The sequence below is a fragment of the Aeromicrobium sp. P2_G6 genome (assembly GCF_056403535.1).
Genome location: NZ_JBFUFH010000003.1, coordinates 248,184 through 274,731 on the forward strand (window position 1 = coordinate 248,184; position 26,548 = coordinate 274,731).

Sequence of the window (26,548 nt, forward strand, 5' to 3'; positions counted from 1 at the left end):
TCACGTCAATGCCAGAGCACACACCGCCGGGCAAGGGTCCATTGATCGGGGCGGGGGTGGCGCTGGCGATTGCCATCGTCGTCCCGCTGCTGGTCTGGACGTATGCCAAGGAGGATCCAGAGCTGTGGGGCATCCCGTTCTTCTTCTGGTACCAGTTCCTGATGGTCATCGGTTCGGTCGTCCTGACCTCGATCGCCTACAAGCTCGTGATCGACCATGAGCGCAAGCGTCGCCTCGCCGAGGGCCGCACGAACGGGGACCAGCGATGAACGACGTCGACCCGGTCGCGCTGACCGTCTTCCTGTTCTTCTTCCTCCTGGTCACGGTGCTGGGCTTCCTCGCCGCACGGTGGCGCAAGGCCGAGACCCTCGACAACCTCGACGAGTGGGGCCTCGGCGGACGCAGCTTCGGCACGTTCGTCGCCTGGTTCCTGATCGGCGGCGACATCTACACGGCCTACACGTTCATCGCCGTGCCTGCGCTGCTGTATGCCGGCAACGCCACAGGATTCTTCGCGGTGCCCTACACGATCATCCTGTACCCGATCATCTTCATCTTCCTGCCGCGTCTGTGGTCGGTCTCGCACCGCCGTTCGTACGTCACGCCGGCCGACTTCGTGCAGGGTCGCTTCGACTCCCGCGCGCTGTCGCTGGCGGTCGCGTTCACCGGCATCCTCGCGACTCTGCCCTACATCGCGCTGCAACTCGTCGGCATCCAGGCGGTGCTCGACGTCATCGGGTTCGGCGGCGAGGGCGACAACTGGTTCAAGAAGGACCTGCCGCTGTTCATCGCATTCGCCCTGCTGGCGGCCTACACGTACTCCTCGGGCCTCCGCGCTCCGGCGCTGATCGCGTTCGTCAAGGACACGCTGATCTACCTCGTCATCATCGTCGCGGTGATCTACCTGCCGACGCAGCTGGGCGGTTGGAGCGGCATCTTCGACTCGGCCGGCAAGGCGTTCGACACGTTCAACAAGGACAGCGCCGATGCCATCGCGGCCGGCGAGGCCCGACCGAAGGGCCTGATCCCCGGACTCGGCGTCTCGCAATGGGCCTACGCGTCACTGTCTCTCGGCTCGGCGCTGGCGCTGTTCATGTACCCGCACTCGGTGACCGCGGTGCTGTCGACCAAGAACCGCAACATCATCCGGCGCAATGCCGCGCTGCTTCCGGCGTACTCCTTCCTGCTCGGGCTCCTGGCCCTGCTCGGTCTCGCCGCGGTCGCGGCCGGCATCCAGGTCAAGAACCCGCAGCTCGCGATCCCGCAGCTGTTCGAGCAGGAGTTCTCGCCATGGTTCGCCGGCGTCGCTTTCGCCGCGATCGTGATCGGTGCGTTCGTCCCCGCCGCGATCATGTCGATCGCGGCCGCCAACCTGTGGACCCGCAACATCTACAAGGCGTTCATCAATCCCGGCGCCACCGACGCGCAGGAGGCCCAGCAGAGCAAGATCGCCAGCCTGCTCGTGAAGTTCGGCGCCCTGATGTTCGTGCTCGCCCTGCCCAAGGACTTCGCGATCAACCTGCAGCTGCTCGGCGGCATCTGGATCCTGCAGACGCTGCCGTCGATCGTGATCGGTCTCTACACCCGCTGGCTGCACCGGTACGCGTTGCTGGCCGGCTGGGCGGTCGGCATGGTCTGGGGCACGATCGCGGCCTACAACACCGAGGTCGTCGGTGATCCGGGGTCGCACTTCGGTGGCTCGGTCGCTCCGCTCGAGGTGTTCGGCATCAGCCTGAGCGACAACCTCATCTACTTCGGGTTGACCGCTCTCGTCCTGAACCTCATCGTCGCGGTCGTCGGTACGTTCATCTGCCGTGCGCTCGACGTCGATGCCGGCACGGATGACACGCACCCGACGGACTACCTCGCCGATGCCGGCGACCCGGAAGTCGTCGACCGGCTCGACCCGCTGGCGACCCCACCGGTGGACTAGACCTGGTCCCCCGAGATTTGGATCAACCTGCACCACGCACAGTGCGATCGTGGTGCAGCAGGATCCACATCTCGGGGGTGTCGGGCTAGTGGCCGGGGGCGCTCGGTGCCGCCGGGCGTTCGTCCGTGACGTGGTCGGCCCGGAACACATCCGGCTCGACGTAGACCTGCTGGGCCATCGGCTCGGCCGCGCGCACATTGCGCTCCGCCGCGTCGATGACCGCCGCGATGTGGGCTCCGGTGGCGTCGGCCTCGATGCCGATCTTGACCGCGACGAGCAGCTCTTCCGGCGCGATGTGCAGCGTCTTCATGTGGATGATCTGGGTGACGCCGGGCGTCGACTCGATCGCCGTGCGAATCCTGCCGATCGCGTCCTTGCTGGCTGCCTCGCCGATCAACAGGCTCTTGACCTCGATCGCCAGGATGACCGCGACGACGATCAGCAGCACGCCGATGAAGCCCGTGCCGACGACGTCGAAGTAGGCGTTGTCGGTGATCAACGAAAGGCTCACCGCGAGGAACGCAGCGACGAGGCCGAGCAGCGCAGCGAAGTCCTCGAGCAGGATGACCGGGAGCTCGGGCGACTTGGCCCTGCGGATGAACGACCACCAGCTCTGCGCGCCGCGGACCTTGTTGCTCTCGATGATCGCGGTGCGGAACGACAGCGACTCCAGCACGATCGCAATGCCCAGGACGACGAGCGGGACGAGCCGCCACTTGCTGTCGAGTCCGCCGTCGTGACCGTCGTGGATCTCGTGGTACTTGTGATAGGCCTCGTAGAGCGCGAACAGGCCTCCGACGCTGAACAGCACGATCGACACGACAAACGCGTAGATGTAGCGCTCACGGCCGAAGCCGAAGGGGTGCTCCTCGGTCGCCTCGCGTTTGGACCGCTTGCTGCCGACGAGCAGCAGCACCTGGTTGCCGGAGTCGGCCAGCGAGTGGATCGACTCGGCGAGCATCGATGAGAAGCCCGTGAGCAGGAACGCGATGAACTTGGTGATCGCGATGCCGGTGTTGGCCAGGAGCGCAGCAATGACCGCCTTGTTGCCGCCTTCAGTCGCCATCAGCCAATGGTCCGGGCTTCGTCGACGAGCATCACGGGGATGTCGCGACGGACCGGATAGGCCAAGGCACAGGCGGAGCAGACGAGCTCGCTGGCCTCGTCGTCGACCGCCAGGGTGGCCCGGCACTGCGGGCACACCAGGATCTCGAGCAGGGCGGGGTCAAGATTCATGCTCAGCAGCCTACCGACGGATCACGGCGAGGACGTCATCACGTACCCGGGCCATGGTCTCCTCGTCGTCACCCTCGACATTGAGTCGCAGCAACGGCTCGGTGTTGGACGCCCGTACGTTGAACCACCAGCGATCGCCCGTGATCGTCAGGCCGTCCAGAGTGTCCTGCGGCAGGTCGGCGTAGGAGCGGGCCAGCTCCTCGAGGATCGCGGGGCCGTCCTCGACCGTGCTGTTGATCTCGCCGGACGAGACGTAGCGCTCGTACTGGGCCATGAGCTCGGAGACCGTGCCGTCGGTCTCGGCCAGTGCGGCCATGACGTGCAGCGCGGCGATCATGCCGGAGTCGGCGAGGAAGAAGTCCTTGAAGTAGAAGTGCCCCGAGTGCTCGCCGCCGAACACCGCGCCCGTGCGCGCCATCTCGGCCTTGATCAGGGAGTGGCCCACCGGCGTACGGACTGCGGTGCCGCCGTTCTCGGCGATGATCTCCGGAACGGCCTTGGACGTGATGACGTTGTGCAGGATCGTCGCGCCGGGCGTCGTCAGCAGGGCGCGCGAGGCGATGAGCGCCGTGATCGCCGACGGGGAGACCACGTCGCCGCGCTCGTCGATCACGAAGCAGCGGTCGGCGTCGCCGTCGAATGCCAGGCCGATGTCGGCTCCGGTCCCGCGGACCTTGGCCTGCAGGTCGACCAGGGTGCTGTGGTCGAGCGGGTTCGCGTCATGGTTGGGGAATGTGCCGTCGAGCTCGAAGTACATCGGGGTCAGCTCGACGTTGAGCGTCGCGAAGACCGACGGCACGGTGTGACCCGCCATGCCGTTCCCGGCGTCGGCGACGACCCTGAGCCGGCGGCGATCCGGGATCGGCACGATCTCGTGGAGGTAGGAGGCGTAGCGGCTCAACGCGTCGAGCTCTTCGTATGTGCCGGTCGGCTCGGGCAGCTCGGTGCGGGCCAGGAACGTGGTCGCCTGCTCGGCGATCGCCGAGAGGCCCGTGTCGTAGCCGATCGGCTTGGCGCCAGCGCGGCACAGCTTGATGCCGTTGTAGGCCGCAGGGTTGTGACTCGCGGTGATCATCGCGCCGGGCAGGTCGAGGTCGCCGGAGGCGAAGTAGAGCAGGTCGGTCGAGGCCAGGCCGATGCCGATGACGTTGCCGCCCTGCGCGCGTACGCCGTCGGAGAACGCCTCGACGAGGAGCGGAGACGTGTCGCGCATGTCGTGCCCGATGACGACCTTGCCGCCATCGGTGACGCCGGTCTCGAGGGCGAACGCCTCGCCGAGGGCACGGGTCAGGGCAGGGTCGAGCTGTTCGGGAGAGCGGCCGCGCACGTCGTACGCCTTGACCACCTCAGCCAGACGGGGGTCGATCAAGATTCGGGCCTCACGAGTCGAAGGGTGGGTGGTCCATCAGGAGCTGGTGCTGGGGGCCGGCCGGCCTCGCGGACCGCGTCGGCCAGCGCCAGCAGGTCGTCGCGGGTGGGCTCGGCAGCCGCCGGGTCGGGAGCCAGGCGCAGGACGTTCCACCCTTGCGGCGCCGACATGCGCTGCGAGTGCTCGGCACACAGGTCGTACGTGTGTGGCTCCGCGTAGGTCGCGAGCGGACCAAGCACCGCCGTCTGATCCGCATAGACATAGGTCAGCGTCGCCACTGCCGTCTGGGAGCACGCCGAACGCGTGCATCGTCTCACCGCACCCACGAGGCGAGGTTATCCCCCACTCCCGACCCTGCGCGTTAGGCTCACCGCATGGATCACTTCGGCGGCGCCGTCAGCGGTCCACGACCCGGCCGGATGCGTGACCGGCGAGGCCGTGGGCCCCGGGGTCCGATGGCCCTGCCCGGCCCGCTCTCGCCCCGTAGCGTCCCGGTGCACCGGCCCGCGCGGGCGGCGTTCGACCTGCTGGTCGGTGACGTGATCGCGGCGCTGGAGCCACACTTCGCCGTCGAGCCGGACCACGTGCAGGTCGTCGTCGAGGAGGCGCCGCTGCTGCCGCCGGAATGGACCGATGACGTTCCGCTCAGCATCGTCGCGCCGGAGCCCGAGGGGGCTCGCGTCGTGCTGTTCCGCATCCCGATCGCTCAGCGCTGCGCCAGCAACGAGGACCTCGAAGACCTCGTGTGGTCGGTCGTCCTCGACCGGCTCGCCGAGGTCTGGCACATGTCACCGGACGACCTCGACCCGCGGCCGCGCTAGTCGCTCAGGAGACCGGCCGGACCTGAGGGCTGAGCACCGTGACCGGCGCCGGCGTGAGGGCCAGCGAGCTGATGCCGTCACCCTTGACGTACGTCGCCGCCGCGACGACCTTGCCATGTGGGGTGACGACGAAGTAGGCCGCGCCAGATGTCTCGAGCCGCGACCACGTCGTGGTGCCGGCCTTGATCTTCAGGGTGCTCGACGCAAGCGGCCGCATCGAGGCGTCGTAGGCCTGGACGTCGACCGACGCCGCGCCACCGGGGGCAGTCAGGAGGAGCCTCGGCGCGCCGATCTTGGGCCCGACCTGGACCGGCACGATCGCCGGGCCTGTCAACGCCGGCACCGCCTCGGCATAGGCATAGTCCTTGTCGCCTGGCGCGATCCGCACCGTGGCGGAGATCGGCTGGTCCGACGTCAAGCGCAACGCCTGCGCACCCGAGCCGGCCGACTTGGGAACGGTGATCGACCGCGTCGAACCCGCCGGGACCTTGACCTGGTCCAGCCCCGAGGGCGAGAACGTGTTCTTCGGGCCGATGACCTTGACGTCGACCCGGGCCGTCGACTGACCGGGGTTGACCATCATGAGCGTCCGGCCCTCGGCGCCCTGCACGAGTCCCCCGACGACCTGGGAGCGTCGTGGCGCCATGGTCGCCGCGACGGGCTCGGTGCCGCTGAAGACGGACGTCGAGCTGTCGTTGACGATGGCCGACAGCGACCCACGGCGACGGTGGACGTGCATCGCGAGCTCGGCCTCGCCGGCCGCCAGGTCGTCGAGCCGGATGCGCCTGACCGAGGACGGCTGGACGACGATGCCTTCGGAGCCGACGGCGTCGATCTTGCCCTTGGGACCCCAGAGCGAGAGGTCGACGGCTGCGGGTGTGTCGGCGAGGTTCGTCAGGATCAGCGTCGAGAAGTGCTTCCCCCCGGAGCCGAGGCCCAGCAGCCAGGCGTCGTCGACGACGCCGGGGCACGAGCCGACGACCAGTCCTCCGCCGCCCTTCTTGGACGCCGTGCCGGCGAAGAACCCGACGGGGCCGGATGCCCGGCCCTCCTGCTGCACCATGACCCCCGAACCGCTGACGACAGACGTACGCCAGGACGATGCGTCCTCGAGCTCGGCATCGCGACCGCGGCCGGGGAACACGTGGGCCGCCGCACCGGAGCCGGCTTTGACCTGCCCGGCGGCCACGGTGATCGTCGAACCTGCCGGGCAGGCGTACGACGCCTGGGTGACGGTGACCCGCGACGGCGGCCGGGCGGACTCGGAGCTGGACGGGGCGACGAGGGCCAGCAGCACCAGGGCGACGGCCGCTATTGGGAGGATCAGGATGCGCAAGTCCTTCATGCCGCTCATGCGGTGACCTCCGCTTCGTCCTGCTCGTCCAACGGTTCGGGCGCGGCGCGACGGCGTACGGGGGCGGTCAGCACGATCGCCACGAGCCAGGCGAGTGCCTGGACCCCGATGAACCAGCGGTGCCACCACGGTGCCGTGGCGACGTCGTTCTTCGGCTGCGGCGAGAGTGTCCAGACGCGCGAGCCCGGCTGGTCGCTGCCCGCCGGTGAGAGCCGTGGCGCGGCGTCGATCCGCCGGCTCACCTCGGGGTCGGCGCTCGGGGCGTAGATCGAGTCGATGCCGAGCGCCCCGAGGGCGTCGATGTCGGCGGCTGTCGCCTGCGCGAGGATCCGGCGTACGACCGCTGTGAGCCTGGCCGAGTCCGACGACGACGCGGTCACGGCCTCCTGGCCCAGGAACGGCCCGTCTCCGGCGACGACGCGGTAGTCGACGCCGTCATCGATGCTCCCCGTCACGACCAGGGTGTCGCCGGGACGTTCGGCGAGGAAGACCGGCACGACATTGGTTCGGCCGTCGTCGATCGGATCCGCGTCGCCTCGAACGAGCCACCAGCCGGCCGTGCCGACCGGCAGGACGAGCGCAATGACCACAACCGCTGCGAGCGCGGGTCGGGGCCACGACAGCGTCGCCGGGACTGCGAGCAGGACCGCGGTCAGGAGGCCGCCGATCCACACGACGGTCGGGATGCCGACCCACGGGGTGATGTCGGCAGGACCGGCGTGGGTCGAGTATGTGACGAGCGTCCCCGCGAGAGCCGCGCCGAGCCCGAGCAGGGCGACCAGCCACGAGAGCAACACGCCCGTGCGGGTGCGACGCGGCACGAGCGCAACGAGCGCCAGGACGAGCACACCGACAGTCAGCCACTCGGGGGCCGCACCGGGTCCTCCCGCGCGTCCGAGCACCACGTCACGGACCGTGGCGGAGCCGGGCATCGGATAGCCGGCCTCCCACCAGGCTCGCCACGGGCGGAGGGCGCGCTGGGCCAGCCACGGGCCGAGCAGGACGAGCGGCACGACCGCCGCGATGACGAGCTGCCCGCGCACCCAGCGACCCTCGGCGTACCAGAGGATCAACAGGCCACCGAGGCTCATCGCAAGGACGATCGGGGCGAACGCCGAGGCGAAGGCGACCCAGATGCCGAGCCGGAGGGCTAGCTGCCAGCCCGGGTTCTCGGCCAGCTGCCACGCCGTGTTGGCGATGATCGGGAGCACGACGAGGGCGACGACGGTGCCGAGCCGGCCCTGGCTCACGGCTCCGATCGCGACGACGCACAACGCGTAGGAGACCGCCCAGACCATGCGCGGGATGCGGTGCGGACTGATCTGCCGTCCGAACCGGTGGGCCGTCAGGGCCGCGAGCGGCACCGCGAAGACCATGACGGTCGTGATCACGAGGCCGGGATGGAACCACACCGGTGTCGAGAGCACAGCCAGCGGGAGGGCGAAGATCGGCGGCAGCGTGTCGCTGGGGAGCCCGACGTCGTGACGCGCACCGAACAGCAGGTCCCACCATCCCGCCGACGATCCCGGGGCAGGAAGCAACGCCCCGCCATGCAGGTCGGCGCCGAACAGGCCGCGGCCGGCCACCACCGAGAGCACCAGGAGCACCAGCACGGTGGCGAGCCACGGGCGGCGTTGCAGCAATGACGGACCGTCGTCGAGGTCCTCCGCCTCATCGGGTGCCTGGTCGAGCGTCGTGGACCGTCGGCCGATCGTCTCGACCGCCTCGGGCTTGATCAGCGCGGTGGCGGTGTCGCGCACCATGTCGAAACCGTGCTGATAAGGCAGCCAGAACGGCGCAAGCAGGTGACGGATCGACCGGTGCGAGCGCTTGGCGGTCGCCCTTCTCCGACGCCTGGCCTTGAGTAGCTTGAAGGGATGCGTGTACGCCGAGCGCAGCGCCAGGAGCTCATCGCTCGCGGCTTCGGGATCCTTGCCGATCAACAGCCCGGCGACGCGCAGGAGTGACCCGCAGAACAATCGGACGTACTGCCACAGGGAGCGCGGCATCGGGGTGTTGGCCAGCAGCGTGTAGATCGCGGCCCGGCGTTCCTCCCAGTGCGGCATGTCCCCAGCCGTACGCGTGCGGGTGCCCCGCCGGCTCGACTCGGCGTGGAACACCACGGCGGTCGGTGCCGTCCTCGTGCGGTAGCCCGCCCGGGCGATCCGCCAGCCGAGGTCGATGTCGTCGTAGAACAGCGGCAGGTTGGGGTCGAGACCGTTGAGCTCGTCCCAGACGTCGCGGCGGATCAGCATGCCTGCGGTGTTGACGGCGAGGACGTCACGCGGCCGGTCGTGCTGGCCGGCATCCGGCTCGCCGGTCTCGAGGCCGGTCTCACGGGAGCCCGTCGCGGTGATCGTCAGGCCGACCTCGAGGAGGCGGCGCAACGAGGGCCACTCTCGGATCTTGGGGCCCACGGCCGCGATGTCGGGTGCGGAGGTCCCGGTGTCGAGCAGGCCCGACAACGTGCCCGGCAGCACCGAGGAATCGTCGTGGAGGAGCCAGATCCAGTCCGTACGCGGCATCGACTCGAGACCCAGTCGGACGGCTTCGCCGAACCCGGTGCCCGAGGGTGCGTAGGTGATGCGCTCGGCCCCGAAGGAGTCGCGCAGGAGTTCCGCGCTGCCGTCCGTCGAGCTGACATCGACGACCCGCCACGTCGTCGGTGCGTAGAACATGTGGGCGAACGACGCGAGAACCTTGGGAAGCCAGGTCGCACCGTTGTGGGCCACGAGGATGGCACCGACTGTGGGCGGATCGTCGAGCCAATGGCGCGTCGTGCTGGTCTCGTCCACGTAGAGCGACTCTAGTGGACGAGGGAAAGCGCGCTCTTCTAAGCCCGCTTCTTCAGCTTGCGACGTTCACGCTCGGACAGACCGCCCCAGATGCCGAACCGCTCATCATGTGCCAGGGCGTACTCGAGGCATTCTCCACGGACATCGCACGTCAGGCAGACTCGCTTCGCCTCACGTGTGGATCCACCCTTCTCAGGGAAGAACGCCTCGGGGTCTGTCTGAGCGCACAGCGCGCGCTCTTGCCACATGAGTTCTTCATCGAGCTCTTGCGGCAGACCCAGATCGAATGACATACATGGAATTACAGTCCTGTCACCTGTCACAAGTCAAGCCGAATGGCAAGATTCATGAAATCCCCGGCGTGTCGCCCGCCTGCTCGACGCCGCGATGGGCACGACACAATGGCCGACATGCGCATCCTGCTGGTCGTCGGCGCCGACGGCGCACCCTTCGCCCGCGAGCTCGGAGGCCTCCTCGGCTCCAACGACGAGCTGACCGTCATCGCTCCAACCGTCCGTGGGCACGTCGCCGCCGGCCTGCAGGCGAGCCCGGACCTCGACGGCCTCCTCGCGACCCCCGGCAGTCCGACGTACGCCGTGGCCGACGCCCTCGAGTCGGTCGGCTACCTGCCGCGCTGGCAGCGGGCCAGCGACCAGGACGTGGCGGCTCGGCTGGTCCGCACGGAGCTCGTCATGACCGGGAGCACCCTCACCGACGCGACGATCGCGGCCGGCATCCGTGCTGCACTCCCCTACCGCCTGCTGCCGATGTGCGAGGACCGAGCCGAGTTCCGTGTCGTCGTCGGTTCGGACGAGCCTCGCGCTGTCCATGTCGACGAATACCTCGACGACCCTGCAGCACATGACGCGACGCAGCTGCTCCTGATCGCCGACCAGATCTCGGTCTCCTCGGCCGTCTCGCAAGCGCTGCTCGACAGCGACGTCCTGGTACTGGGGCCGTCGAGTCGCACCCTCGCGATCGACCCCGTCCTTCGCACACCGGGCTTCCTCGACCTGGTCGACGACGACCATCCGGTGCTGGTCGTCGATCACGACGACTCGGCGCCCGCCCAGCTCGTACGAGTGGCCGGGTTGCGGCAGGCCGATCCTGGCCGGCCCCGGCCCGTGGCCGCCGAGGCGGGCGCGGTGCTCGATCATGCACGGAAGGTCGCGGCCGCATGAGGACGCTCGACGGCCTGCTGCGCACCGCGAAGGATCCTTCGCAGCCCCTGGTGACCTACTACGACATGGCCACTGGAGAACGCGTCGAGCTCAGCACGATCACGACCGCCAACTGGGTCGCCAAGACCAGCAACTTCCTCGTCGACGACCTCGACGCCGCGCCCGGCACCCGCATCCGCATCGGCCTGCCGAGCCATTGGCTCACGACAGTGTGGCTCCTTGCTGCGTGGAACGTCGGCGCGGCGGTCGTCGATCACACCGCAGACATCGGGCTGAGTGGTCCCGACCTCGTCGCCGACGAGCCCCAGAGGGTGGCCGCGTCGCTGCGCCCGCTCGGTGGCCGATTCACCGAACCGCCCACGGGCTTCCTGGACCTCGCAGCGGAGGTGCCAGGACACGGAGACCACTTCGTCGCCCTCGACCCCCCGCAGCCGGAGACACTCGCCCTCGACCTTGAGGGCACCACCGACACCCACGCCGACCTCCTCGCCTCCGTCGTGCCTCACAGCGCCCGCCGACTCGTGGTGCCGGGAAGCGCCCGTCGCGACGCGGAGCTGATCGCTGCCGCCTGCCTGGGTGGCGGCTCGATCGTGATCGTGGCGTCTGCCACACCCGAGCAGGTTTCACGCGTGAGCGCGCAGGAGGGCGCCCGAGGCGAGTAGGTCGATCCATTACACTCAACGATGCCTCGACGGCAGGACGTCAGGCTCCCCCGAATGTCTGAGCAGTAGGGAAACCACACGGATGACAACCGCCGAGGATGCGGCGCGCCTAGGCCTTCACCGGGTCGGCGGCCGGCCCCCGTTGCGCGACTACGTCACTGACGTCTGGAAGCGCCGGGTCTTCATCTTCTCGATGGCTCGCTTCAAGATCGAGTCGGACAACCAGCAGAACTCGCTCGGCATGTTCTGGGTCATCCTCAAGCCGCTCCTCAATGCCCTCGTCTACGGCCTGATCTTCGGTTTCCTGCTCGGCAAGAGCGGCCGGCCCCCGCACTTCGTCGAGTTCCTGATCATCGGCGTGTTCCTGTTCGAGTTCTTCTCGCAGGCGTGGACCGCGGGTGGCAAGTCGGTCACCAACAACGCCGCGCTGGTCCAGAGCCTCGCATTCCCGCGCATGGTCCTGCCGCTGGCCGCCGTGACCCAGCGCTTCCTGCAGTTCGTGCCCACCCTCGCGATCATGCTGGTGTTCCTGCTCCTGAACGGCAACTCGCCGCACATCCACTGGCTCCTGCTCATCCCGATCGTCGCCCTCTACTACGTCTTCCTCTGTGGGCTCGCGCTCGTCACGGCTCGACTGGCGGCGCACTGGCGCGACCTCAACAACTTCCTGCCGTTCCTCACCAGGTTCTTCTTCTACACGACCGGCATCTTCTTCAGTGTCAAGGAGCGATTCGGCGACTATCCCGTCATCATGCGGATCGCCGACTTCCAGCCCGTCAACGAGTTCCTGAGCCTCGCCCGCTCGGCGCTTCTTGCCGGCGACACATATTCCATCGACGAGCGCTACTGGCTCTACGCCACTGTCTGGTCCATCGCCCTGTTCACGTTCGGGGTCTGGTTCTTCTGGCGTGCCGAGGAAAGGTACGGCCGTGTCGACTGACGAGACCCGGGTGCAAGCACCCCAACCGCCGGCAGACCGGAAGCCGGTCGTCATCATCGATGACGTCCATGTCGAGTACAAGGTCTTCGCGACCGGCAAGCGTCCCACAGCTGCCGACCGCCGCTCCAACGTTCTGCGCGGCCGCGGCAAGCAGATGCGCACGGTCCATGCCCTCAAGGGTGTGTCGTTCACGGCATACGAGCAGGACAGCATCGGCGTCATCGGCACCAACGGCTCAGGTAAGTCGACGCTCATGCGGGCCATCGTCGGGCTCACACCCGTCAGCCGTGGTGCGATCTACGCCTCGTCGCGGCCGAGTCTGCTCGGCGTCGGCGCCGCCCTCATGAAGGACCTGTCGGGTGAGCGCAACATCATCCTCGGCGGCCTGGCCATGGGCTTCACGATGGACGAGATCGACGCCAACTACGAGGAGATCGTGAAGTTCTCCGGTCTCGAGAAGTTCATCGACCTGCCGATGCGCGCCTACTCCTCGGGCATGACGGCTCGACTCAAGTTCGCGCTCGCCAGTGTGCAGACCCACGACATCCTCATCGTCGACGAGGCGCTGGCTGTCGGTGACCGAAAGTTCCGTGCCCGCAGCGAGGAGCGGATCCGGGAGATTCGCGACAACGCCGGCACGGTGTTCCTCGTGAGCCACTCGATGCAGTCCATCAGGGACACGTGCAGCCGCGTCGTCTGGCTCGACCAGGGCACGCTCATCATGGACGGCGAGACCGACGAGGTCATCAACGCCTACGAAGAGGCCCAGGACCGAGCCTAGGACCTCACGACGGTTTCGAGGCTTCGCGCGCGGAGCGCGCTTGCACCTCAACCACCTCGACCGGTCGGGCGCAGAGCGCCCTCGGGCCTTGGTCAGCAGACGGCTTTGAGGTCGTCCGTCTGGTTGGCCGCCCGGCCCGAGGTGTCCTTGGGCTTCTTGGTCGGCGCGGCCGTCGCCTCGGACTTGTCGATGGCCTTCTGGATCGCCGCCTGGATCGCCGGGAAGTCAGGCGTCACGGTGCTGAACGCCGGCGGGACGACCGACACCGTACGGATCTTCTGCCCGCGGGTCTTGAGCGCGAGGTCCGCAAATCGGCCGAGCTCCTTGGCCGGGATGTTGGTGCTGAGCAGCTCCTTGCCGGACTTGGCGATCTTGGTCGCGTTGAGCAGGACCGTCTGGGGGCTGAGCTGCTCGGCCATCGCGGCCATCAGGCACTTCTGCCGGCCCATGCGGGTGTAGTCGTCGGACTGCACGCGGCTGCGGGCGTACCAGAGCGCCTGCTGGCCGTTGAGCTTCTGCCGGCCCGGCTCGATGTAGGTGTTCTTCCAGGAGTCGTCGTGGCCGAACATCGCGATGCGGGACTTGACGTCGATCGTGACGCCGCCGACTGCGTCGACCAGGCCCTTGAAGCCGTTGAGGTTGACCATCACGTAGTAGTTGATCTTGAGGTTCGTGACGCCCTGGATCGCATCGATCGTGGCGTCGAGGCCCGGATCCTTGCTGTTGGGATAGAGGTCCGTGCGGTTCTGGGCCGTCGTGTGCACGGCATTGAGCAGGCACTCCGAGCCGCAGTTGAAGCCGTAGGGGTAGAGCTTGCGCATCGGGGAGCCCTCGGAGAACGGCACGTTCTCGAGGTTGCGCGGCAGCGAGATCAGCACGACCTTGCCGGTGTCGGCGTCGATGCTGGCGACGGTCATGGAGTCGGGCCGGATGCCGGTGCGATCGGCGCGGGCGTCCGAGCCGACGAGCAGGATGTTGTAGCGGCCCTTGAGCGGAGCCGACGTCTTGGTCTCCTTGAAGACGACCTTGACCGTGTCGCGCGAGACCTTGATGAGCTGTGAGGCGTACGCCGTGGAGCCGGCGACACCGCCGATGATCGCGAGGTTGAGCACCGTGATGAGGGCTGCTCGCATGAAGTTGAGCCGGCCCGGCGACGCCAGGCGCCACGCATCGAGAAACAGGATGACCCAGAGCACCGCGATCGCCACGATGCCGGCCCTGGCCAGGAGCAGGACGTCGGTGTCCGTGAACCAGCTGAGGACCTGGGCACGATCCGTGCGGTACTTCCAGAGCAGATAGCCGCCGCCGCCGAGCGCGCCGAGCCAGAGGGTGAAGGCGAACCAGCCGACGACGCGCTTGCCGACCGCGATGTGTCCGGAGCCGGGGACGATCACCGTCATCAGGCACAACAGGAGGGCACGGCGGAACCGGACGCGCGGCGAATCCAGGTGGTTGTCCTGGTAACCGCGGCCCAGGATACTCGCGCGATGCGACATGAGTTCCCTTTACGGAGTGACCGACGAAGCATCCATTATCACCGACGCCTGGGGCCTTGGTGACATCGCGTTGGTGATCTCAGCGACAACTCAGGCGGTCAGCAGGCCGCGCCGAGGTCCGAGCTCTGGTTGGCCTTGCGCGGGTCCTTGGTCTCGCCGCCAGCCTTGGGCAGCGCCAGCTTGGCCTGAGTGATGCCGCCCGCGACCGAGGGGCGGCCCTCGGCCTTGTCGATCGCGCGATCGATCAGGCGCCGGACCTTCTTGAAGTCGGGGTTGCCGGTGTAGATCACCGGGGGTACGAGCGAGACGGTCGAGACCTTCTGGGCCTTGGCCTTGAGCGCGAGGTCGACGAACACGTCGAGGTCGGACTTGGGAATGTTGGTCGTCAGCAGCGCCTTGCTGGAGCTGGCGATCTTCTCGACGTTGAACAGCACCTTCTGCGGGCTGAGCTGGTGCAGCATCGCGTTCATGACGCACTTCTGCCGGCCCATGCGCGAGAAGTCGTCGTTCTGCACGCGGCTACGGGAGTACCAGAGCGCCTGGTCGCCGGTCAGCTTCTGCTCGCCGGCCTCGATCCAGCCGCGGATCGGTGAGCCGATCCCGCCGATCGCGGTGCGCTGCTGGACGTTGACGCGTACGCCGCCGACGGCATTGACGAGCTTGGAGAACCCGTGCATGTTGACCATGGCGTAGTAGTTGAGCTTGAGGCCGGTGATCTCCTCGACGGCACCCATCGTCGCCTTGAGGCCGGGGTTCTTCTCCTTGAACATCGACGCGTGGTCGTTGGCCCACGTGTTGATCGCGTTGAGGTACTGGCCCTCGCCGTTGAAGCCGTTGGGGAACTCCTTGTCCATCACCGAGCCCTTGGGGAACGGCACGTTCTGCAGGTTGCGCGGCAGGCCGATCAGCACGGTCTGGCCGGTGTCCTTGTCGATGCTGGCCACGGTCAGCGAGTCGGGGCGCAGACCGCTGCGCTCGGGGCCGGAGTCGCCGCCGAGCAGGAGCACGTTGTAACGGCCCTCCAGAGGCTTGGAGACGGTGTCGGCGACGAAGACGCTGCCGACGAACGAGGTCTGCACGGAGACCAGGTGGGCTGCGAAGAACAGCGCCCCGGCGGTCGCGAAGCACAGGACGCTGTTGATGCCGGTCATCCAGAGCCGGTGGTTGCGGCGCAGCTCGAGCGGGCGGCCGAGGCGCCACGCATCGATGATCAGGGCGACCCAGGCGACGGCTCCGGCGATGAGGATCCACCGGCCGACCGGCAGCAGCGGGGTCTCGATGACGAGCGAGAACAGCTGCTTGCGGGAGTTCATCGCCAGGAACAGCAGCACCGCGCCGACAGCCAGGAAGCCCAGCCACACGCGTACGGCAATGCGGCCGATGCGCTTGTTGCCGTTGACGAGCTGAGCGGATCCGGGCATGACGAGGGTCATCGCCGTGAGGGTCAGTGCGCGGCGGAACTGGATGCGAGCAGAGGTGTCGGCCGGGCGGGCATACGACCCACCCATCACACTCGAGCGAACGTCAGACATGGTGTCCTCACGGGGAAGAAGGCTGAGGCGATTCTCAGTATCCACACAAACTCTCCAGTTGAGGTTGAGGGCGCGCCGAGGAGCGGTGGGGAATTTCCTCGGGGTGCACACGGGCGGTTGCCGGGCGCATGAGCCGAGGTCAGGTACGGTCTTGCTCATGTCAGACCAGCGTCCCGACGGTGACTACGGATGGTTGTACGGCGACGACCAAGGGGCACTTCCGACACCTCGGCAAGGCCCGTCCTCCGACCTGCCCCCGCCGAACCTTCCGCCGCCCGGTCGCCGCACCGACGACGTCCCGCCCGACGAGCCCAGGAAGGTGAGGAAGCGCCCCAGATGGCGCCGGATCATCGAGGTCGCTCTGATGGCGTGGATCGTGTTCCTCGTCGCTGTGCCGGTATGGGCCTGGGGCCAGATCGAGAAGGTCGACGCCTCCCCCGCCTCCGGCCGCCCTGCCGACCAGGCCGGCACGACCTACCTGCTGGTGGGTTCGGACAGCCGCCGCGGTCTGACCAAGGAGGAGCAGAAAGAGCTCGCGACCGGCGGCGACAGCGGTGGCCGTGGCCGCACCGACACGATCATGCTCCTGCACACCGGCAGCGGTCCGAGCGTCCTGATGTCGCTCCCCCGCGACTCGATCGTCGACATCCCGGGCTACGGACGCACCAAGATCAACGCCGCGTATGCCTTCGGTGGACCCAAGCTGCTCGTGAGGACGATCGAGGGCAACACCGGCATCCGGGTGGACGACTACATCGAGGTCGGCTTCGGCGGCCTGGTCAAGGTCGTCGACTCCCTCGGCGGCGTCGAGATCTGCCCCAAGTCGCGCATCAAGGACAAGGACTCCGGCCTCGACGTCCAGAAGGGCTGCCAGAACGCCGAYGGCAAGACCGCCCTCGCCTACTCCCGCAACCGTCACACGTACGCCACGCAGGACATCCAGCGCGTGCAGAGCCAGCGCGAGGTGCTGGGGTCGATCGCTGACAAGGCCAAGTCGCCGTGGACCGTGATCAACCCCGTCCGCTACCTCAGCGTGGCCAAGGGTGCCTCCGGCTCGCTGCGCATCGGCGACGACGTCAGCCCCATCGCTCTGTTCCGGTTCGCCCTCGCGCTGTCGGCATCGATGGGCGGCGACGGCCTCAACTGCACCGTGCCGCTGCGGGACTTCGCGGTCAACTGGGACCCTGATCGCGCTCCCAAGATGTTCGACCTCATCAAGAAGGATCGCACCGACCAGATCGGCAACCTCTGCACCAAGGACGGCCTGCCGAAGCGCTGACGTCGCCCAGATAGGTTTGGTGGCATGACTTCTGCGGATCACCCCGGCGCGTACGCCTATGGCGTCGCCACGCTGACCCTCGACGGCACGGTCCTCGACGTCTGGTACCCGGAGCCTCGGCTCGGCGCCGCGCCTGACGGCGACCCCGAGCCGGCCGAGCTGACCGCGCTGGCCGGCCAGGACGCGATCCGGGAGGTGCACAAGGTCGTCGTCCACACCGCGATCGATGACCTGCAGGCGCCGCCCACGGACGCATACGACGTCTACCTGCGTCTGCACCTGCTGTCGCACCGGCTCGTCGCGCCGCACGGCCAGAACCTCGACGGTGTCTTCGGCCTGCTGACCAACGTCGTGTGGACCTCGCTCGGACCCTGCCCGGTCGACGGCTTCGAGGCGATCCGAGCCCGCGCCCGTGGAGCCGGACTGCACGTCCAGGTCACGAGCATCGACAAGTTCCCGCGCATGACCGACTACGTCATCCCGTCCGGCGTCCGCATCGGTGATGCCGACCGCGTACGCCTCGGCGCCCACCTCGCCGAGGGCACGACGGTGATGCACGAGGGCTTCGTCAACTACAACGCCGGGACTCTCGGCACGGCCATGGTCGAGGGCCGCATCTCAGCCGGTGTCACCGTCGGTGACGGCTCGGACGTCGGCGGCGGAGCCTCGATCATGGGCACGCTGTCGGGCGGCGGCAAGGCCGTCATCACGGTCGGCGAGAACAGCCTGATCGGCGCCAACGCCGGCATCGGCATCTCGCTGGGCAACGACTGCGTCGTCGCCGCCGGAACGTACGTCACGGCGGGCTCCAAGGTCACGATGCCCGACGGTTCGATCATCAAGGCGTCCGAGCTGTCCGGCCAGGACGGCATCCTGTTCCTGACCAACAGCCAGACCGGCGCGATCGAGGCCCGGCCGCGCGGCGAGCGTACGGGCATCGAGCTCAACGCTGACCTCCACGCCAACTGACGCTCCAGTGCGCTTTCGCTGGATCGTCGTTCTCAGCCTCGTCACCGCCACGGTGATGGTCGCTGTCGTGCTGCGCGACCGCGAGCCCTTGCGCCCCGAGAACTGCGTCGCGGAGGTCGGCCAGGTCCGGGCCGAGATCGACCTCGAGCAGGCCAGGTGGTCGTCGTTGATGGCGGCGATCTCGCAGCGCCGCGGGCTGCCCCCGCGCGCGACGTCGATCGCGATCGCCACCGCGTTCCAGGAGTCCAAGATCCACAACATCAGCTTCGGTGACCGCGACTCCGTCGGCCTGTTCCAGCAGCGGACGTCGCAGGGCTGGGGCACGATCGCGCAGATCAGCGATCCGCACTACTCGATCGGCCGGTTCTACGACGCTCTGGTCAAGGTCAAGGGCTATCAGTCCATGAAGATCACCGAGGCCGCCCAGCGAGTCCAGCGGTCGGCGTTTCCGGGTGCCTACGCGCAGCACGAGGACTATTCCCGCGCGCTCGCGTCGGCACTCCGCGGCTACAGCCCCGCCAGCTTCACGTGCCAGATCAACCGCGAGGGCAGCGGCACGATCACTCGAGTCACCAAGGACGTCAAGGCCGCATTCGGCGGCATTCCGTATTCGACCGAAGGCGACCACGCTTCGTACCCGTTGACCGGCAAGGCCTCCGACATCAAGGCACGCGGCTGGGCACTCGCCCACTACCTCGTCGCGAATGCCTCACGCCTGCGGATCACCGAGATCTCGTTCGGCAACCGGGAGTGGAGCGCCGACGACTCCGACCAGGGCTGGACCGCGCGCTCAGGCACCGACTCCGACACGGTCAGGGTCTCGACGAACTAGCCCCGCGATTTGTGAGGTTAGAGGCGCTATCCGGCCGATGTGACGCCTGCAAGTCCACAAATCGTGGGGTCGCGCCTCAGTGGGTCAGGCGGGTGACGGCTTCGGCGACGCGCTCGTCGGTCGCGGTGAATGCCGCACGTACGTGTTGCGCACCGGCGGCGCCGTAGAAGTCGCCCGGCGCTGCCAGGATGCCGCGCTCGGCGAGCCAGTCGATCGTGTCGCGGCACGGCTCACCCCGGGTCATCCAGAGGTAGAGCGCTCCGTCGGAGTACTCGATGGTGAAGCCGGCGGACTCGAAGGCCCGACGCAGGTCGTGACGGCGGGCCGCGTATGTCTTGCGCTGCAGGTCGACGTGCTCGTCGTCGGCGAGGGCCGCGGCCATCGCCGCCTGGATCGGCGTGGGCACCATGAAGCCGAGGTGCTTGCGGACCTCGAGCAGCTCGGTGATCAATGACTGGTCACCGGTCACGAACGCATCGCGGTAGCCCGCGAGGTTGGAGCGCTTGGACAGCGAGTGCACCGCGAGGATGCCGTCGAACGAGCCGCCGCAGATGTCGGGATGGAGCACCGAGTAGGGCGTGCCCTCCCAGGCGAACTCGAGGTAGCACTCGTCGGAGACGACCAGCGTGCCCCGCTCGCGAGCCCAGTCGACGACCTTGCGCAGGTGGTCCGGCGGCAGGATGCGGCCCGTGGGATTGGCCGGCGAGTTGAGGAAGATGATGGCCGGCACCCGCGGGCCGAGCGACAGCGTCGAGTCGGTCGCGACGACCTCGCAGCCGGCGTAGCGCGCACCGACCTCGTAAGTCGGATAGGCCAGCTCGGGCACGACGATCAAGTCGCCGGCGCCGAGGCCGAGCTGGGTCGGCAGGTTGGCGATGAGCTCCTTGGAGCCGACTGTCGGGAGCACCTGCGAGGGGCTGAGGCCCGTCACGTCGAAGCGACGCTCGATCCAGTCGACCGCGGCCTGGCGCAGCGACTCCGGACCGAACACCGTGGGATAGCCCGGGGCGTCCGCCGCAGCGATGAGCGCCTCGCGGGCGACCTCGGGCGTGGCGTCGACCGGCGTACCGATCGAGAGGTCGACCAGCCCGCCAGGGTGCGCGGCGGCACGAGCCTTGGCAGCCGCGAGGGTGTCCCAGGGAAAGTCCGGGAACTTCGCCGAGACGTTGGCCCGGGAGGTCATTCCTGGATCTGCGGGGGCAGCGCGGCGATCAGCGGGTGGTCCTTGTCGATCACACCGAGCTTGGCCGCACCACCGGGTGAACCGATGTCGTCGAAGAAGTCGACGTTGGCGGCGTAGTAGTCCTTCCACTCCGGCGGCGTGTCGTCCTCGTAGAAGATCGCCTCGACGGGGCACACCGGCTCGCACGCACCGCAGTCGACGCATTCGTCGGGGTGGATGTAGAGCATGCGGTTGCCCTCGTAGATGCAGTCCACAGGACATTCGTCCACACAAGCGCGGTCCTTGAGGTCCACACACGGCTGGGCGATCACGTACGTCACGAGCATTTCTCCTTCAAGGGGCTGGCACTAGTATCACGCCTCCACTCCACCTCCCGCACATGAGGTCCACCTCATGACATGGAAGGGTTGTGCCATGCCTCTCGACGCTGCCTCCGTCGGCCATCGCGTCGTGGTCCGGTACACCGTGGGTGGCACCGGACCCTCGGGCGGACCGGCCATGAGCGACGTCATCGGACGGGTCCAGGCTGTCGACGGGACCGCCGTGACGATCGAGCGCCGGGACGGTCGTACGCAGGTCGTCGCCCTGGCCGACGTCGTGACGTGGAAGCCCGTCCCGGATCGCCCTCTCCGGCGCCGCAAGGCCATCGACGTCGACCCTGCAGAGCTGACCCGCATCACGTCGCGCGGCTGGCCGGCGATCGAGTCGGTCGCGCTCGGCGAATGGGAGCTGCGCTCCTCCGGGCGTTTCACCGGGCGCGCCAACTCCGTCGCCGTGCACGGCGATCCCGGTCTGCCCTTCGACGACGCGCTCGAACGGGTGCGGGACTTCTATGCGGCGCATGACTCGCCTGCGCTTGCCCAAGTCGTTGTCGGTTCCGCCGAGGAGCGCGCGTTCACTCGTGCGGGGTGGGTGCCGATGTCGGGCTATCACGGTGGCGCCGTCGTGCAGGTCGCCGATCTCGATCCCGCGTACGAAGCGGATCCGACCGCGCGCATCGCACCGACCGCCGACGACGACTGGCTGGCCAACTACGGACGCGTCAACGATCCGGTCGCCGCGCGGGCAGTGCTGGAGGGACCCGCGACGGTCGGGTTCGTCTCGATCGGTACGCCTGCGGTCGCGATCGGCCGCGTCGTCGTCACGGGCGAGTGGGCCGGGATCGCCGGCGTGGAGGTCTCCCCCGAGCACCGCCGCCAAGGCCTGGCCCGCCGCGTAGTGGAGACGTCCCTGGCCTGGGCGGTCGAGCACGGAGCCGACAAGGCATACCTGCAGACGATGCACTCCAACCACGCGGCGATCGCGCTCTACCGGCCGTACGGATTCGTGGACCACCACGACTACCGCTACCTCGAGCCCGGGGACACAGACTCCGCACAGTGAAGCCATGGCGGCCGCCCAGCCCACCTTCGTACGGTGAGGACATGACTCACGATCACGATGGCTCCCACGAGCACGACCTCGGACTGTCCCACGACCTGCCGGCGCTGCTCAATCGCCGCCGCGCCCTGGGCTTGCTGACCGGAGCCGGCCTGGCGGCCGCGCTGGCTGCCTGCAGTGGCAGCGACTCGTCCGGCGGGTCGAGCACGACGAGCACGCCGACGTCACCCTCGGCATCGGGCAGCGCCACGTCGGCCGTCGAGGATGAGGTGCCCGAGGAGACTGGCGGCCCCTTCCCGGGAGACGGCTCGAACGGGGTCAACGTCCTCACCGAGAGCGGCGTCGTCCGCAGCGACGTCCGGTCGAGCTTCGGCGGCACGAGCACGACCGCCGAGGGGGTCCCGACGACGATCGAGCTCACGATCTTCGACATGAACGGCAGCGACGTCACACCGTACGAGGGCGCCGCCGTCTACGTGTGGCACTGCGATCGCGAGGGCCGCTACTCGATGTACGACTCGGAGATCGCGGACGAGAACTACCTCCGCGGCGTGCAGGCCGCCGATGCTGACGGCAAGTTGACGTTCACGTCGATCTTTCCCGCCGCCTACCAAGGACGCTGGCCGCACATCCACTTCGAGGTCTACAAAACGGCAGCAGACGCCCAGAAGGCGACCAACAAGCTCCGCACGTCGCAGATCGCGCTGCCGGAGGATGCCAGCAAGCTGGTCTACGCGACGTCCGGGTACGAGCAGAGCCTCAGCAACCTGGCGCAGACCTCGCTGGACTCCGACATGGTCTTCAGCGACGGCCACTCGCTGCAGCTGGCCACCGTCACCGGCAACGTCGACGACGGCATGACGATCAAGCTCAACGTCGCGGTGTAAGTGGTCGCAGCTGGTTGAGCCTTACTCGGTCTTGGGCTTCTTGCCGCAGATGACGTGGTCGGCGGCCTGGTAGTTCGCCGTGTCGGTCTCGGTCTTGACCTTCTTGCCGCCTTGGTAGAAGTAGCGGTAGACGTCGATGTCGAAGCCGGCGATGGGGTCCTGCGGCACGCAGCGGTCGGTGTCGTCGTACTGCTTGCCGGGCGTGCGACCGTTGCGGCGGGCGGACTGGCCGGCCTTGATGTCCCACACCTTGGTGCTCCACAGCTCGACGTGCATGATGCCCGGCGACGACGGGGTGCTCTTGACGACGTAGGCACGCATCAGCACGCCGTACTTCGTCGGGTTCTTGAACCGCAGGTCGAGACTGCCGTAGTAGACCGTCGCCTCGCGGCCGACCGGATAGCGGTCGATGTAGAAGGCGTGCGGGTGGTGCTCGACGTCGTCCATGCCACCGAAGAAGCCGGCGTTGTAGGTCGTCGTGGCCACCTGGGAGACGCCGCCGCCGAGCTCCTCGCGGAACACTCCGCCGTTGATCACGAACCCGTTGACGAAACCGTTGGCGGCGGTGCGCTCACCCACCGTGTTGTTGAAGCTGAAGGTCTCCCCCGGCTTGAGGATCGTGCCGTTGATCAGCGCAGCGGCCCGGCTCTGGTTGGTGTTGCGGTAGGCGGCGTAGGGGAACCGGGTCTCGAAGCTGCTGATCTTCTCCTTGATCTTGAGCGCCTTGGCGTCCTCGGTCGAGAACAACGGCTCGACGACCTTGGCCTCGACCTCGACGGCCCGCTTCGACCCGGACTCGGTCAGCGCCGGGAGCAGCTTGACCGCCATCTCCTTGGGCTGCAGGCCGACGCCTTCCTTGCCCGGAACGATGACCGGCTTGTTGTTCTCGATCTTGACCGTCGCATCGACGGCCTTCTTGCCGATGCCGGTCGTCGAGTCCGTCAGGGGCTCGGCGAGCTTCTTGGGGTCGAGGTAGGGCTGGAGCTTGTTGTCCTTGACGCGGACGAGGAGCGCCGGGGCGTACGCCGTCACCGGCAGCGACACCTTCTTGTCGCCGACCCGGATCGTGATGGGCGCGCTGACGGCCGGCTTCGCGATCGTCTTCATGGCCTCGTCCAGGCCGGCCTCGTCGACCGCCGGCTCCACAACGGCCGTCGGGACCGCGACCGGCTTGTCGCTGACGAGGTATGCCCCGCGGATCGCATCGGCAGCGTCCGCCCGGGCGATGACGCGTCCGGCCTTGGGCTCACGCGGCGTCGGCTTGCCCTTGGGGAACGTGATCAGCGCCTCGACCACGTCCCGGTTGACCGTCTCCCCGATCGTGCCGATCGTGCTCTGGAGCTTGCTGTCGTCGACGTCGAGGGCTGGATCGGTCTCGTGATCGCCGAAGAACAGCCCCACCATGTCCTTGGGCTTCCAGCTGCGTTCGCCACCGGCCTCGCTGATCGTCCGGTCGAGGTCGAATGCGAGTCCGGCGGACTTGGGCTTGATGCGGAACTCGGTCTTGCCGTGGGTCAGCACGATCTCGCGGTCGACGTCGGGGGTCAGCGCCTTGTCCACGGCCTCACGTGCCGCCGACGGCGACTTGCCGCTGACGTCGACGCCACCGATCGTCGCGTTGGCCGGCATACGGGCGCCTGTCAGGAAGTAGCCCCCGACGTAGAGGACGCCCAGCGCGAGGACGAGCCCCAGGAGGACGCGCCGGCCCCAGTGGGCCGAGCCACCGTCGCCATCGTCCGTGGCAAGAGGCCGGAGGTCACTGCTGTCGTCGCCGGCATCGTTCGCCGCGGGCTCCGACTCGAGCGGAGGGGCCACGACGTCGTCGAGATCGTCGTCCTCGGCGTCGCGGTCGTACGCGAACGCCGCGTCTTCAAGCACCGTGTCCTCGCCGGGCTGCAGCTGGTAGGCGGGTGCGACGTCTGGGACCTCATCGAGCTCGATCTCTTCGTCGTGCTCGACCACCAGGCCTGGCTCGACGGCGCCGTCACCCTCGTGGGCCAGGTCGGGCTCGGCCACCTCGTCATGGGCCGCCACCTCGTCGTCGGCGGGCGCGTCATCCATGAGCACCTCGTCCAGCGTGAGGTCCTTGTCAGGCTTGTCGGTCATGTGTTGCTCCCGTAGACGGTCTTCTCCGAGTCAGGCAGACGCACGATCGTGCCGTAGTGCGAGCGGTAGTAGAGCAGTGGATCGTCGATCTTGTCGTTGACCGCCGCTCCGGTGACCGCACCGACCAAGATCGTATGGTCACCACCGTCCGTGACGGAAACCGTGGTGCACTCCAACCAGGCCAGCGACTCGTCGAGGAGGGCGGCGCCCGACTCGCCGCGATGGAAGACGATGCCCTGCATCTGGTCCTCCAGCGGCCGGCCGCGGTGCGCGAACCATGCGGACGCCGCGATGCCCTCCTCAGCGAGGATCGACACCGCCCAGAAGCCGGTCTCGAGCACCGCTTCATGGAAACGGCTCGACTTGTGCGAGCACACCAGGACCAACGGAGGGTCGAGGGACACCGAGGTGAAGGCGCTCGCCGTCATGGCGTGATCGACACCGTCCTGCACGGTCGAGACCACCGTGACCCCGCTGGCGAACCGAGCCAGTGCACCGCGAAACGCGGGCTGGTCCACCGACGCGGTCATTGCCCCAGCCTAGGAGTGCGAAACACCCCGACGACGATGGCCCCCAGGCAACCGAGGGTGAACGACCAGCCGAGCCAGTCCGACGCGACGAGATAGCTGCCGCCGGGCGAGAACTGCTGTGCCAGCAGGGCAAGCCCCCAGCCAAGCCCGAACCAGGCGCCGCCCACCGCCGTGACCCGGTCGGCGGCCAGCGCCAGGGCATACGTGGCGACGATGGCGAGGAGCAGTCCCCACGGCCAGTCGATCCCATGTGATCGCCAGGTGTGCCGGTGGACGAACGCGCCCATGACGCCGACGTAGGCCCCCAGGAGGGCGACCGCTGCACGCTTCACCTCAGAGGCCGGCGAACAGGTCTTCCTCGAGACCATCCGGCCCGACCGGTCCGAGCTGGCCCTTGGCGAGCCGGTAGTGCTCGGTGCCCCACACCTGCGAGCCGGCGTTGTTGGACAGCGCGAAGAACGGCCCGTCGACGGCGATCTGCGAGGCGTGCGCCTTCATGGCTTCCATCTTGGCGTCGGCGTAGTCGTCGGCCTCGACCTTCGCGTCGAGCTCCTCGTCGGTGGCGCCCCACGGCAGGTTGTCGGGGTCCCAGCCCTCGAAGCTCGTCTCGTCGCCGGCCTCGCGGAGCTTGCGGATGCCCTCGGCCATCTGCGACTTGGACATGGCATCCCAGTAGACCTTTGGGACGTCCCACGCCTCGCCGAGCTCGGGCCGGTAGGAGCGCACGGCCGCGAGCGACGTCGCATAGGTCGCGACCCGGTGGGCCTGGATGTGGTCGGGGTGGCCGTAGCCGCCGAACTGGTCGTAGGTCACCAGGACCTGAGGGCGGATCTCGCGGATGATCTCGACCAGCAGGTCCGCTGCGACGGTGAGATCGGCATGCCAGAACGTGTCGGGGCGGGTCTCGTCGGCGACCGTCGCGCTGCCGTCCTCGGCCCACTTCATGCCGGAGTCGCGGAAGTGTCCTGGGCCGCCGAGGAAGCGGTGGTCGGTGACACCGAGTGCCTTCATCGCCGCGGCGAGCTCCTCGACGCGGTGCGGACCGAGCCCGTCCTCGCGATCCGCGGCGAGGTGCTCGATCTCGGGCATGAGGATCTCGCCCTCCTCGCCGGCCGTGCACGTGACGAGGGTGACCTGCACGCCCTCGGCGGCGTACTTGGCCATCGTGGCGCCGTTGCCGATCGACTCGTCGTCGGGGTGGGCATGCACGAGGAGGATCCGCCGGTCGCTCAAGGTCATGCCCCAAGGCTACTGACCAGCGCCGACAGCAATGTCGTCGCAC

The 26,548-nt window shown here is 68.1% G+C and carries 27 protein-coding genes; 12 read left to right on the top strand and 15 right to left on the bottom strand.

The annotated features are described in order from the left end of the window. The first annotated feature begins 8 nt into the window (after positions 1-8). Positions 9-269: a DUF3311 domain-containing protein gene (locus tag AC1DVU_RS12135; protein WP_476922694.1), complete on the top strand. Its 261-nt coding sequence runs from the start codon at positions 9-11 to the stop codon at positions 267-269. Further along, complete coding sequence (mctP, locus tag AC1DVU_RS12140; protein ID WP_476922695.1) at positions 266-1,933, top strand: monocarboxylate uptake permease MctP; 1,668 nt, start codon at positions 266-268, stop codon at positions 1,931-1,933. The genes AC1DVU_RS12135 and mctP overlap by 4 nt, the downstream gene beginning before the upstream one ends. Before the next feature lie 85 nt (positions 1,934-2,018). On the opposite strand, the gene AC1DVU_RS12145 is transcribed toward mctP, so the two are convergent. From AC1DVU_RS12145 to AC1DVU_RS12160, 4 genes are read right to left on the bottom strand one after another with little or no spacing between them, the layout of a single operon-like run. Further along, positions 2,019-2,999 carry a cation diffusion facilitator family transporter gene (locus tag AC1DVU_RS12145; protein ID WP_476922696.1) on the bottom strand — a complete coding sequence of 327 codons (981 nt, stop codon included), beginning with the start codon at positions 2,997-2,999 and terminating at the stop codon, positions 2,019-2,021. Beyond that, positions 2,999-3,169 (bottom strand): Trm112 family protein, encoded by a 171-nt coding sequence (locus AC1DVU_RS12150; protein ID WP_476922697.1) that lies wholly within the window; start codon positions 3,167-3,169, stop codon positions 2,999-3,001. Before AC1DVU_RS12150 ends, AC1DVU_RS12145 begins: the two co-directional genes overlap by 1 nt. 10 nt (positions 3,170-3,179) lie before the next feature. Continuing rightward, positions 3,180-4,538, bottom strand: a complete 1,359-nt coding sequence (locus AC1DVU_RS12155) for a phosphomannomutase/phosphoglucomutase (RefSeq protein ID WP_476922698.1) — start codon at positions 4,536-4,538, stop codon at positions 3,180-3,182. Further along, positions 4,535-4,864, bottom strand: coding sequence for a DUF3499 domain-containing protein (locus AC1DVU_RS12160; RefSeq protein ID WP_476922699.1), 330 nt, complete (start codon positions 4,862-4,864; stop codon positions 4,535-4,537). The genes AC1DVU_RS12155 and AC1DVU_RS12160 overlap by 4 nt, the downstream gene beginning before the upstream one ends. A gap of 48 nt (positions 4,865-4,912) precedes the next feature. Here AC1DVU_RS12160 and AC1DVU_RS12165 point away from each other — a divergent pair, with 48 nt between their 5' ends. Continuing rightward, positions 4,913-5,359: a metallopeptidase family protein gene (locus AC1DVU_RS12165; RefSeq protein ID WP_476922700.1), complete on the top strand. Its 447-nt coding sequence runs from the start codon at positions 4,913-4,915 to the stop codon at positions 5,357-5,359. A gap of 4 nt (positions 5,360-5,363) precedes the next feature. Here the strand turns inward: AC1DVU_RS12165 and AC1DVU_RS12170 are convergent, their stop codons facing one another. Genes AC1DVU_RS12170 through AC1DVU_RS12180 form a run of 3 tightly spaced genes read right to left on the bottom strand, consistent with a single transcriptional unit; the run spans position 5,364 to position 9,801 of the window. Further along, positions 5,364-6,713, bottom strand: coding sequence for a DUF5719 family protein (locus AC1DVU_RS12170; protein ID WP_476922701.1), 1,350 nt, complete (start codon positions 6,711-6,713; stop codon positions 5,364-5,366). Continuing rightward, the gene (locus tag AC1DVU_RS12175) at positions 6,710-9,508 is read right to left on the bottom strand and encodes a glycosyltransferase (protein WP_476922702.1); all 2,799 of its coding nucleotides are present in this window, start codon (positions 9,506-9,508) and stop codon (positions 6,710-6,712) included. Before AC1DVU_RS12175 ends, AC1DVU_RS12170 begins: the two co-directional genes overlap by 4 nt. Before the next feature lie 38 nt (positions 9,509-9,546). Next, a complete protein-coding gene (locus tag AC1DVU_RS12180; RefSeq protein WP_056212467.1) occupies positions 9,547-9,801 on the bottom strand; it encodes a WhiB family transcriptional regulator in 255 nt (84 codons plus the stop codon). A gap of 117 nt (positions 9,802-9,918) precedes the next feature. Here AC1DVU_RS12180 and AC1DVU_RS12185 point away from each other — a divergent pair, with 117 nt between their 5' ends. From AC1DVU_RS12185 to AC1DVU_RS12200, 4 genes are all read left to right on the top strand, one after another. Further along, positions 9,919-10,689, top strand: a complete 771-nt coding sequence (locus tag AC1DVU_RS12185; RefSeq protein ID WP_476922703.1) for a 2-phospho-L-lactate transferase CofD family protein — start codon at positions 9,919-9,921, stop codon at positions 10,687-10,689. Continuing rightward, the gene (locus AC1DVU_RS12190) at positions 10,686-11,351 is read left to right on the top strand and encodes a TIGR03089 family protein (protein ID WP_476922704.1); all 666 of its coding nucleotides are present in this window, start codon (positions 10,686-10,688) and stop codon (positions 11,349-11,351) included. Before AC1DVU_RS12185 ends, AC1DVU_RS12190 begins: the two co-directional genes overlap by 4 nt. Positions 11,352-11,433: 82 nt before the next feature. Beyond that, positions 11,434-12,291 (top strand): ABC transporter permease, encoded by an 858-nt coding sequence (locus tag AC1DVU_RS12195; RefSeq protein ID WP_476922705.1) that lies wholly within the window; start codon positions 11,434-11,436, stop codon positions 12,289-12,291. Further along, a complete protein-coding gene (locus tag AC1DVU_RS12200) occupies positions 12,281-13,072 on the top strand; it encodes an ABC transporter ATP-binding protein (protein WP_476922706.1) in 792 nt (263 codons plus the stop codon). Before AC1DVU_RS12195 ends, AC1DVU_RS12200 begins: the two co-directional genes overlap by 11 nt. A gap of 92 nt (positions 13,073-13,164) precedes the next feature. Here AC1DVU_RS12200 and AC1DVU_RS12205 read toward each other — a convergent pair whose 3' ends face one another. Both AC1DVU_RS12205 and AC1DVU_RS12210 read right to left on the bottom strand, forming a co-directional pair. Next, positions 13,165-14,472, bottom strand: coding sequence for an LCP family protein (locus AC1DVU_RS12205; protein ID WP_476922707.1), 1,308 nt, complete (start codon positions 14,470-14,472; stop codon positions 13,165-13,167). 194 nt (positions 14,473-14,666) lie between these two features. Next, positions 14,667-16,100, bottom strand: a complete 1,434-nt coding sequence (locus tag AC1DVU_RS12210; protein ID WP_476922708.1) for an LCP family protein — start codon at positions 16,098-16,100, stop codon at positions 14,667-14,669. Positions 16,101-16,257: 157 nt separating this feature from the next. On the opposite strand from AC1DVU_RS12210, the gene AC1DVU_RS12215 reads away from it, so the two are divergent. The 3 genes from AC1DVU_RS12215 to AC1DVU_RS12225 are packed head-to-tail and all read left to right on the top strand — an operon-like array spanning position 16,258 to position 19,180. Continuing rightward, positions 16,258-17,379 carry an LCP family protein gene (locus AC1DVU_RS12215; protein WP_476922709.1) on the top strand — a complete coding sequence of 374 codons (1,122 nt, stop codon included), beginning with the start codon at positions 16,258-16,260 and terminating at the stop codon, positions 17,377-17,379. Between the two features lie 24 nt (positions 17,380-17,403). Then, positions 17,404-18,348: a 2,3,4,5-tetrahydropyridine-2,6-dicarboxylate N-succinyltransferase gene (dapD, locus tag AC1DVU_RS12220; protein ID WP_476922710.1), complete on the top strand. Its 945-nt coding sequence runs from the start codon at positions 17,404-17,406 to the stop codon at positions 18,346-18,348. Between the two features lie 7 nt (positions 18,349-18,355). Beyond that, a complete protein-coding gene (locus AC1DVU_RS12225; RefSeq protein ID WP_476922711.1) occupies positions 18,356-19,180 on the top strand; it encodes a VldE C-terminal domain-containing protein in 825 nt (274 codons plus the stop codon). 76 nt (positions 19,181-19,256) lie between these two features. Here AC1DVU_RS12225 and dapC read toward each other — a convergent pair whose 3' ends face one another. Beyond that, entirely contained in the window at positions 19,257-20,363 is a 1,107-nt protein-coding gene (gene dapC, locus AC1DVU_RS12230) for a succinyldiaminopimelate transaminase (RefSeq protein ID WP_476922712.1), read from the bottom strand. Further along, entirely contained in the window at positions 20,360-20,683 is a 324-nt protein-coding gene (gene fdxA, locus AC1DVU_RS12235) for a ferredoxin (protein ID WP_476922713.1), read from the bottom strand. The genes dapC and fdxA overlap by 4 nt, the downstream gene beginning before the upstream one ends. A gap of 94 nt (positions 20,684-20,777) precedes the next feature. Here fdxA and AC1DVU_RS12240 point away from each other — a divergent pair, with 94 nt between their 5' ends. Further along, positions 20,778-21,746: a GNAT family N-acetyltransferase gene (locus AC1DVU_RS12240; RefSeq protein WP_476922714.1), complete on the top strand. Its 969-nt coding sequence runs from the start codon at positions 20,778-20,780 to the stop codon at positions 21,744-21,746. 41 nt (positions 21,747-21,787) lie between these two features. Next, positions 21,788-22,630, top strand: coding sequence for a dioxygenase family protein (locus tag AC1DVU_RS12245; protein WP_476922715.1), 843 nt, complete (start codon positions 21,788-21,790; stop codon positions 22,628-22,630). 21 nt (positions 22,631-22,651) lie between these two features. Here AC1DVU_RS12245 and AC1DVU_RS12250 read toward each other — a convergent pair whose 3' ends face one another. The 4 genes from AC1DVU_RS12250 to mshB are packed head-to-tail and all read right to left on the bottom strand — an operon-like array spanning position 22,652 to position 26,505. Next, a complete protein-coding gene (locus AC1DVU_RS12250; RefSeq protein WP_476922716.1) occupies positions 22,652-24,736 on the bottom strand; it encodes a VanW family protein in 2,085 nt (694 codons plus the stop codon). Beyond that, on the bottom strand, positions 24,733-25,266 hold the full coding sequence (locus AC1DVU_RS12255) for a flavin reductase family protein (protein ID WP_476922717.1): 534 nt from the start codon (positions 25,264-25,266) through the stop codon (positions 24,733-24,735). Before AC1DVU_RS12255 ends, AC1DVU_RS12250 begins: the two co-directional genes overlap by 4 nt. Then, a complete protein-coding gene (locus tag AC1DVU_RS12260; protein WP_476922718.1) occupies positions 25,263-25,598 on the bottom strand; it encodes a hypothetical protein in 336 nt (111 codons plus the stop codon). Before AC1DVU_RS12260 ends, AC1DVU_RS12255 begins: the two co-directional genes overlap by 4 nt. 1 nt (position 25,599) lies before the next feature. Next, the gene (mshB, locus tag AC1DVU_RS12265; RefSeq protein WP_476922719.1) at positions 25,600-26,505 is read right to left on the bottom strand and encodes an N-acetyl-1-D-myo-inositol-2-amino-2-deoxy-alpha-D-glucopyranoside deacetylase; all 906 of its coding nucleotides are present in this window, start codon (positions 26,503-26,505) and stop codon (positions 25,600-25,602) included. Positions 26,506-26,548 lie beyond the last annotated feature (43 nt).

Excerpts from the sequence above, each read along its gene's own strand:
- AC1DVU_RS12150 (WP_476922697.1), bottom strand. The coding sequence starts at position 3,169 with ATGAATCTTGACCCCGCCCTGCTCGAGATCCTGGTGTGCCCGCAGTGC.
- mctP (WP_476922695.1), top strand. The coding sequence starts at position 266 with ATGAACGACGTCGACCCGGTCGCGCTGACCGTCTTCCTGTTCTTCTTC.
- mshB (WP_476922719.1), bottom strand. The coding sequence starts at position 26,505 with ATGACCTTGAGCGACCGGCGGATCCTCCTCGTGCATGCCCACCCCGAC.
- AC1DVU_RS12185 (WP_476922703.1), top strand. The coding sequence starts at position 9,919 with ATGCGCATCCTGCTGGTCGTCGGCGCCGACGGCGCACCCTTCGCCCGC.
- AC1DVU_RS12255 (WP_476922717.1), bottom strand. The coding sequence starts at position 25,266 with ATGACCGCGTCGGTGGACCAGCCCGCGTTTCGCGGTGCACTGGCTCGG.
- AC1DVU_RS12205 (WP_476922707.1), bottom strand. The coding sequence starts at position 14,472 with ATGACGGTGATCGTCCCCGGCTCCGGACACATCGCGGTCGGCAAGCGC.
- AC1DVU_RS12145 (WP_476922696.1), bottom strand. The coding sequence starts at position 2,999 with ATGGCGACTGAAGGCGGCAACAAGGCGGTCATTGCTGCGCTCCTGGCC.
- AC1DVU_RS12190 (WP_476922704.1), top strand. The coding sequence starts at position 10,686 with ATGAGGACGCTCGACGGCCTGCTGCGCACCGCGAAGGATCCTTCGCAG.
- AC1DVU_RS12240 (WP_476922714.1), top strand. The coding sequence starts at position 20,778 with ATGCCTCTCGACGCTGCCTCCGTCGGCCATCGCGTCGTGGTCCGGTAC.
- AC1DVU_RS12250 (WP_476922716.1), bottom strand. The coding sequence starts at position 24,736 with ATGACCGACAAGCCTGACAAGGACCTCACGCTGGACGAGGTGCTCATG.
- AC1DVU_RS12210 (WP_476922708.1), bottom strand. The coding sequence starts at position 16,100 with ATGTCTGACGTTCGCTCGAGTGTGATGGGTGGGTCGTATGCCCGCCCG.
- AC1DVU_RS12245 (WP_476922715.1), top strand. The coding sequence starts at position 21,788 with ATGACTCACGATCACGATGGCTCCCACGAGCACGACCTCGGACTGTCC.
- AC1DVU_RS12165 (WP_476922700.1), top strand. The coding sequence starts at position 4,913 with ATGGATCACTTCGGCGGCGCCGTCAGCGGTCCACGACCCGGCCGGATG.
- dapD (WP_476922710.1), top strand. The coding sequence starts at position 17,404 with ATGACTTCTGCGGATCACCCCGGCGCGTACGCCTATGGCGTCGCCACG.
- dapC (WP_476922712.1), bottom strand. The coding sequence starts at position 20,363 with ATGACCTCCCGGGCCAACGTCTCGGCGAAGTTCCCGGACTTTCCCTGG.
- AC1DVU_RS12180 (WP_056212467.1), bottom strand. The coding sequence starts at position 9,801 with ATGTCATTCGATCTGGGTCTGCCGCAAGAGCTCGATGAAGAACTCATG.
- AC1DVU_RS12170 (WP_476922701.1), bottom strand. The coding sequence starts at position 6,713 with ATGAGCGGCATGAAGGACTTGCGCATCCTGATCCTCCCAATAGCGGCC.
- AC1DVU_RS12135 (WP_476922694.1), top strand. The coding sequence starts at position 9 with ATGCCAGAGCACACACCGCCGGGCAAGGGTCCATTGATCGGGGCGGGG.
- AC1DVU_RS12195 (WP_476922705.1), top strand. The coding sequence starts at position 11,434 with ATGACAACCGCCGAGGATGCGGCGCGCCTAGGCCTTCACCGGGTCGGC.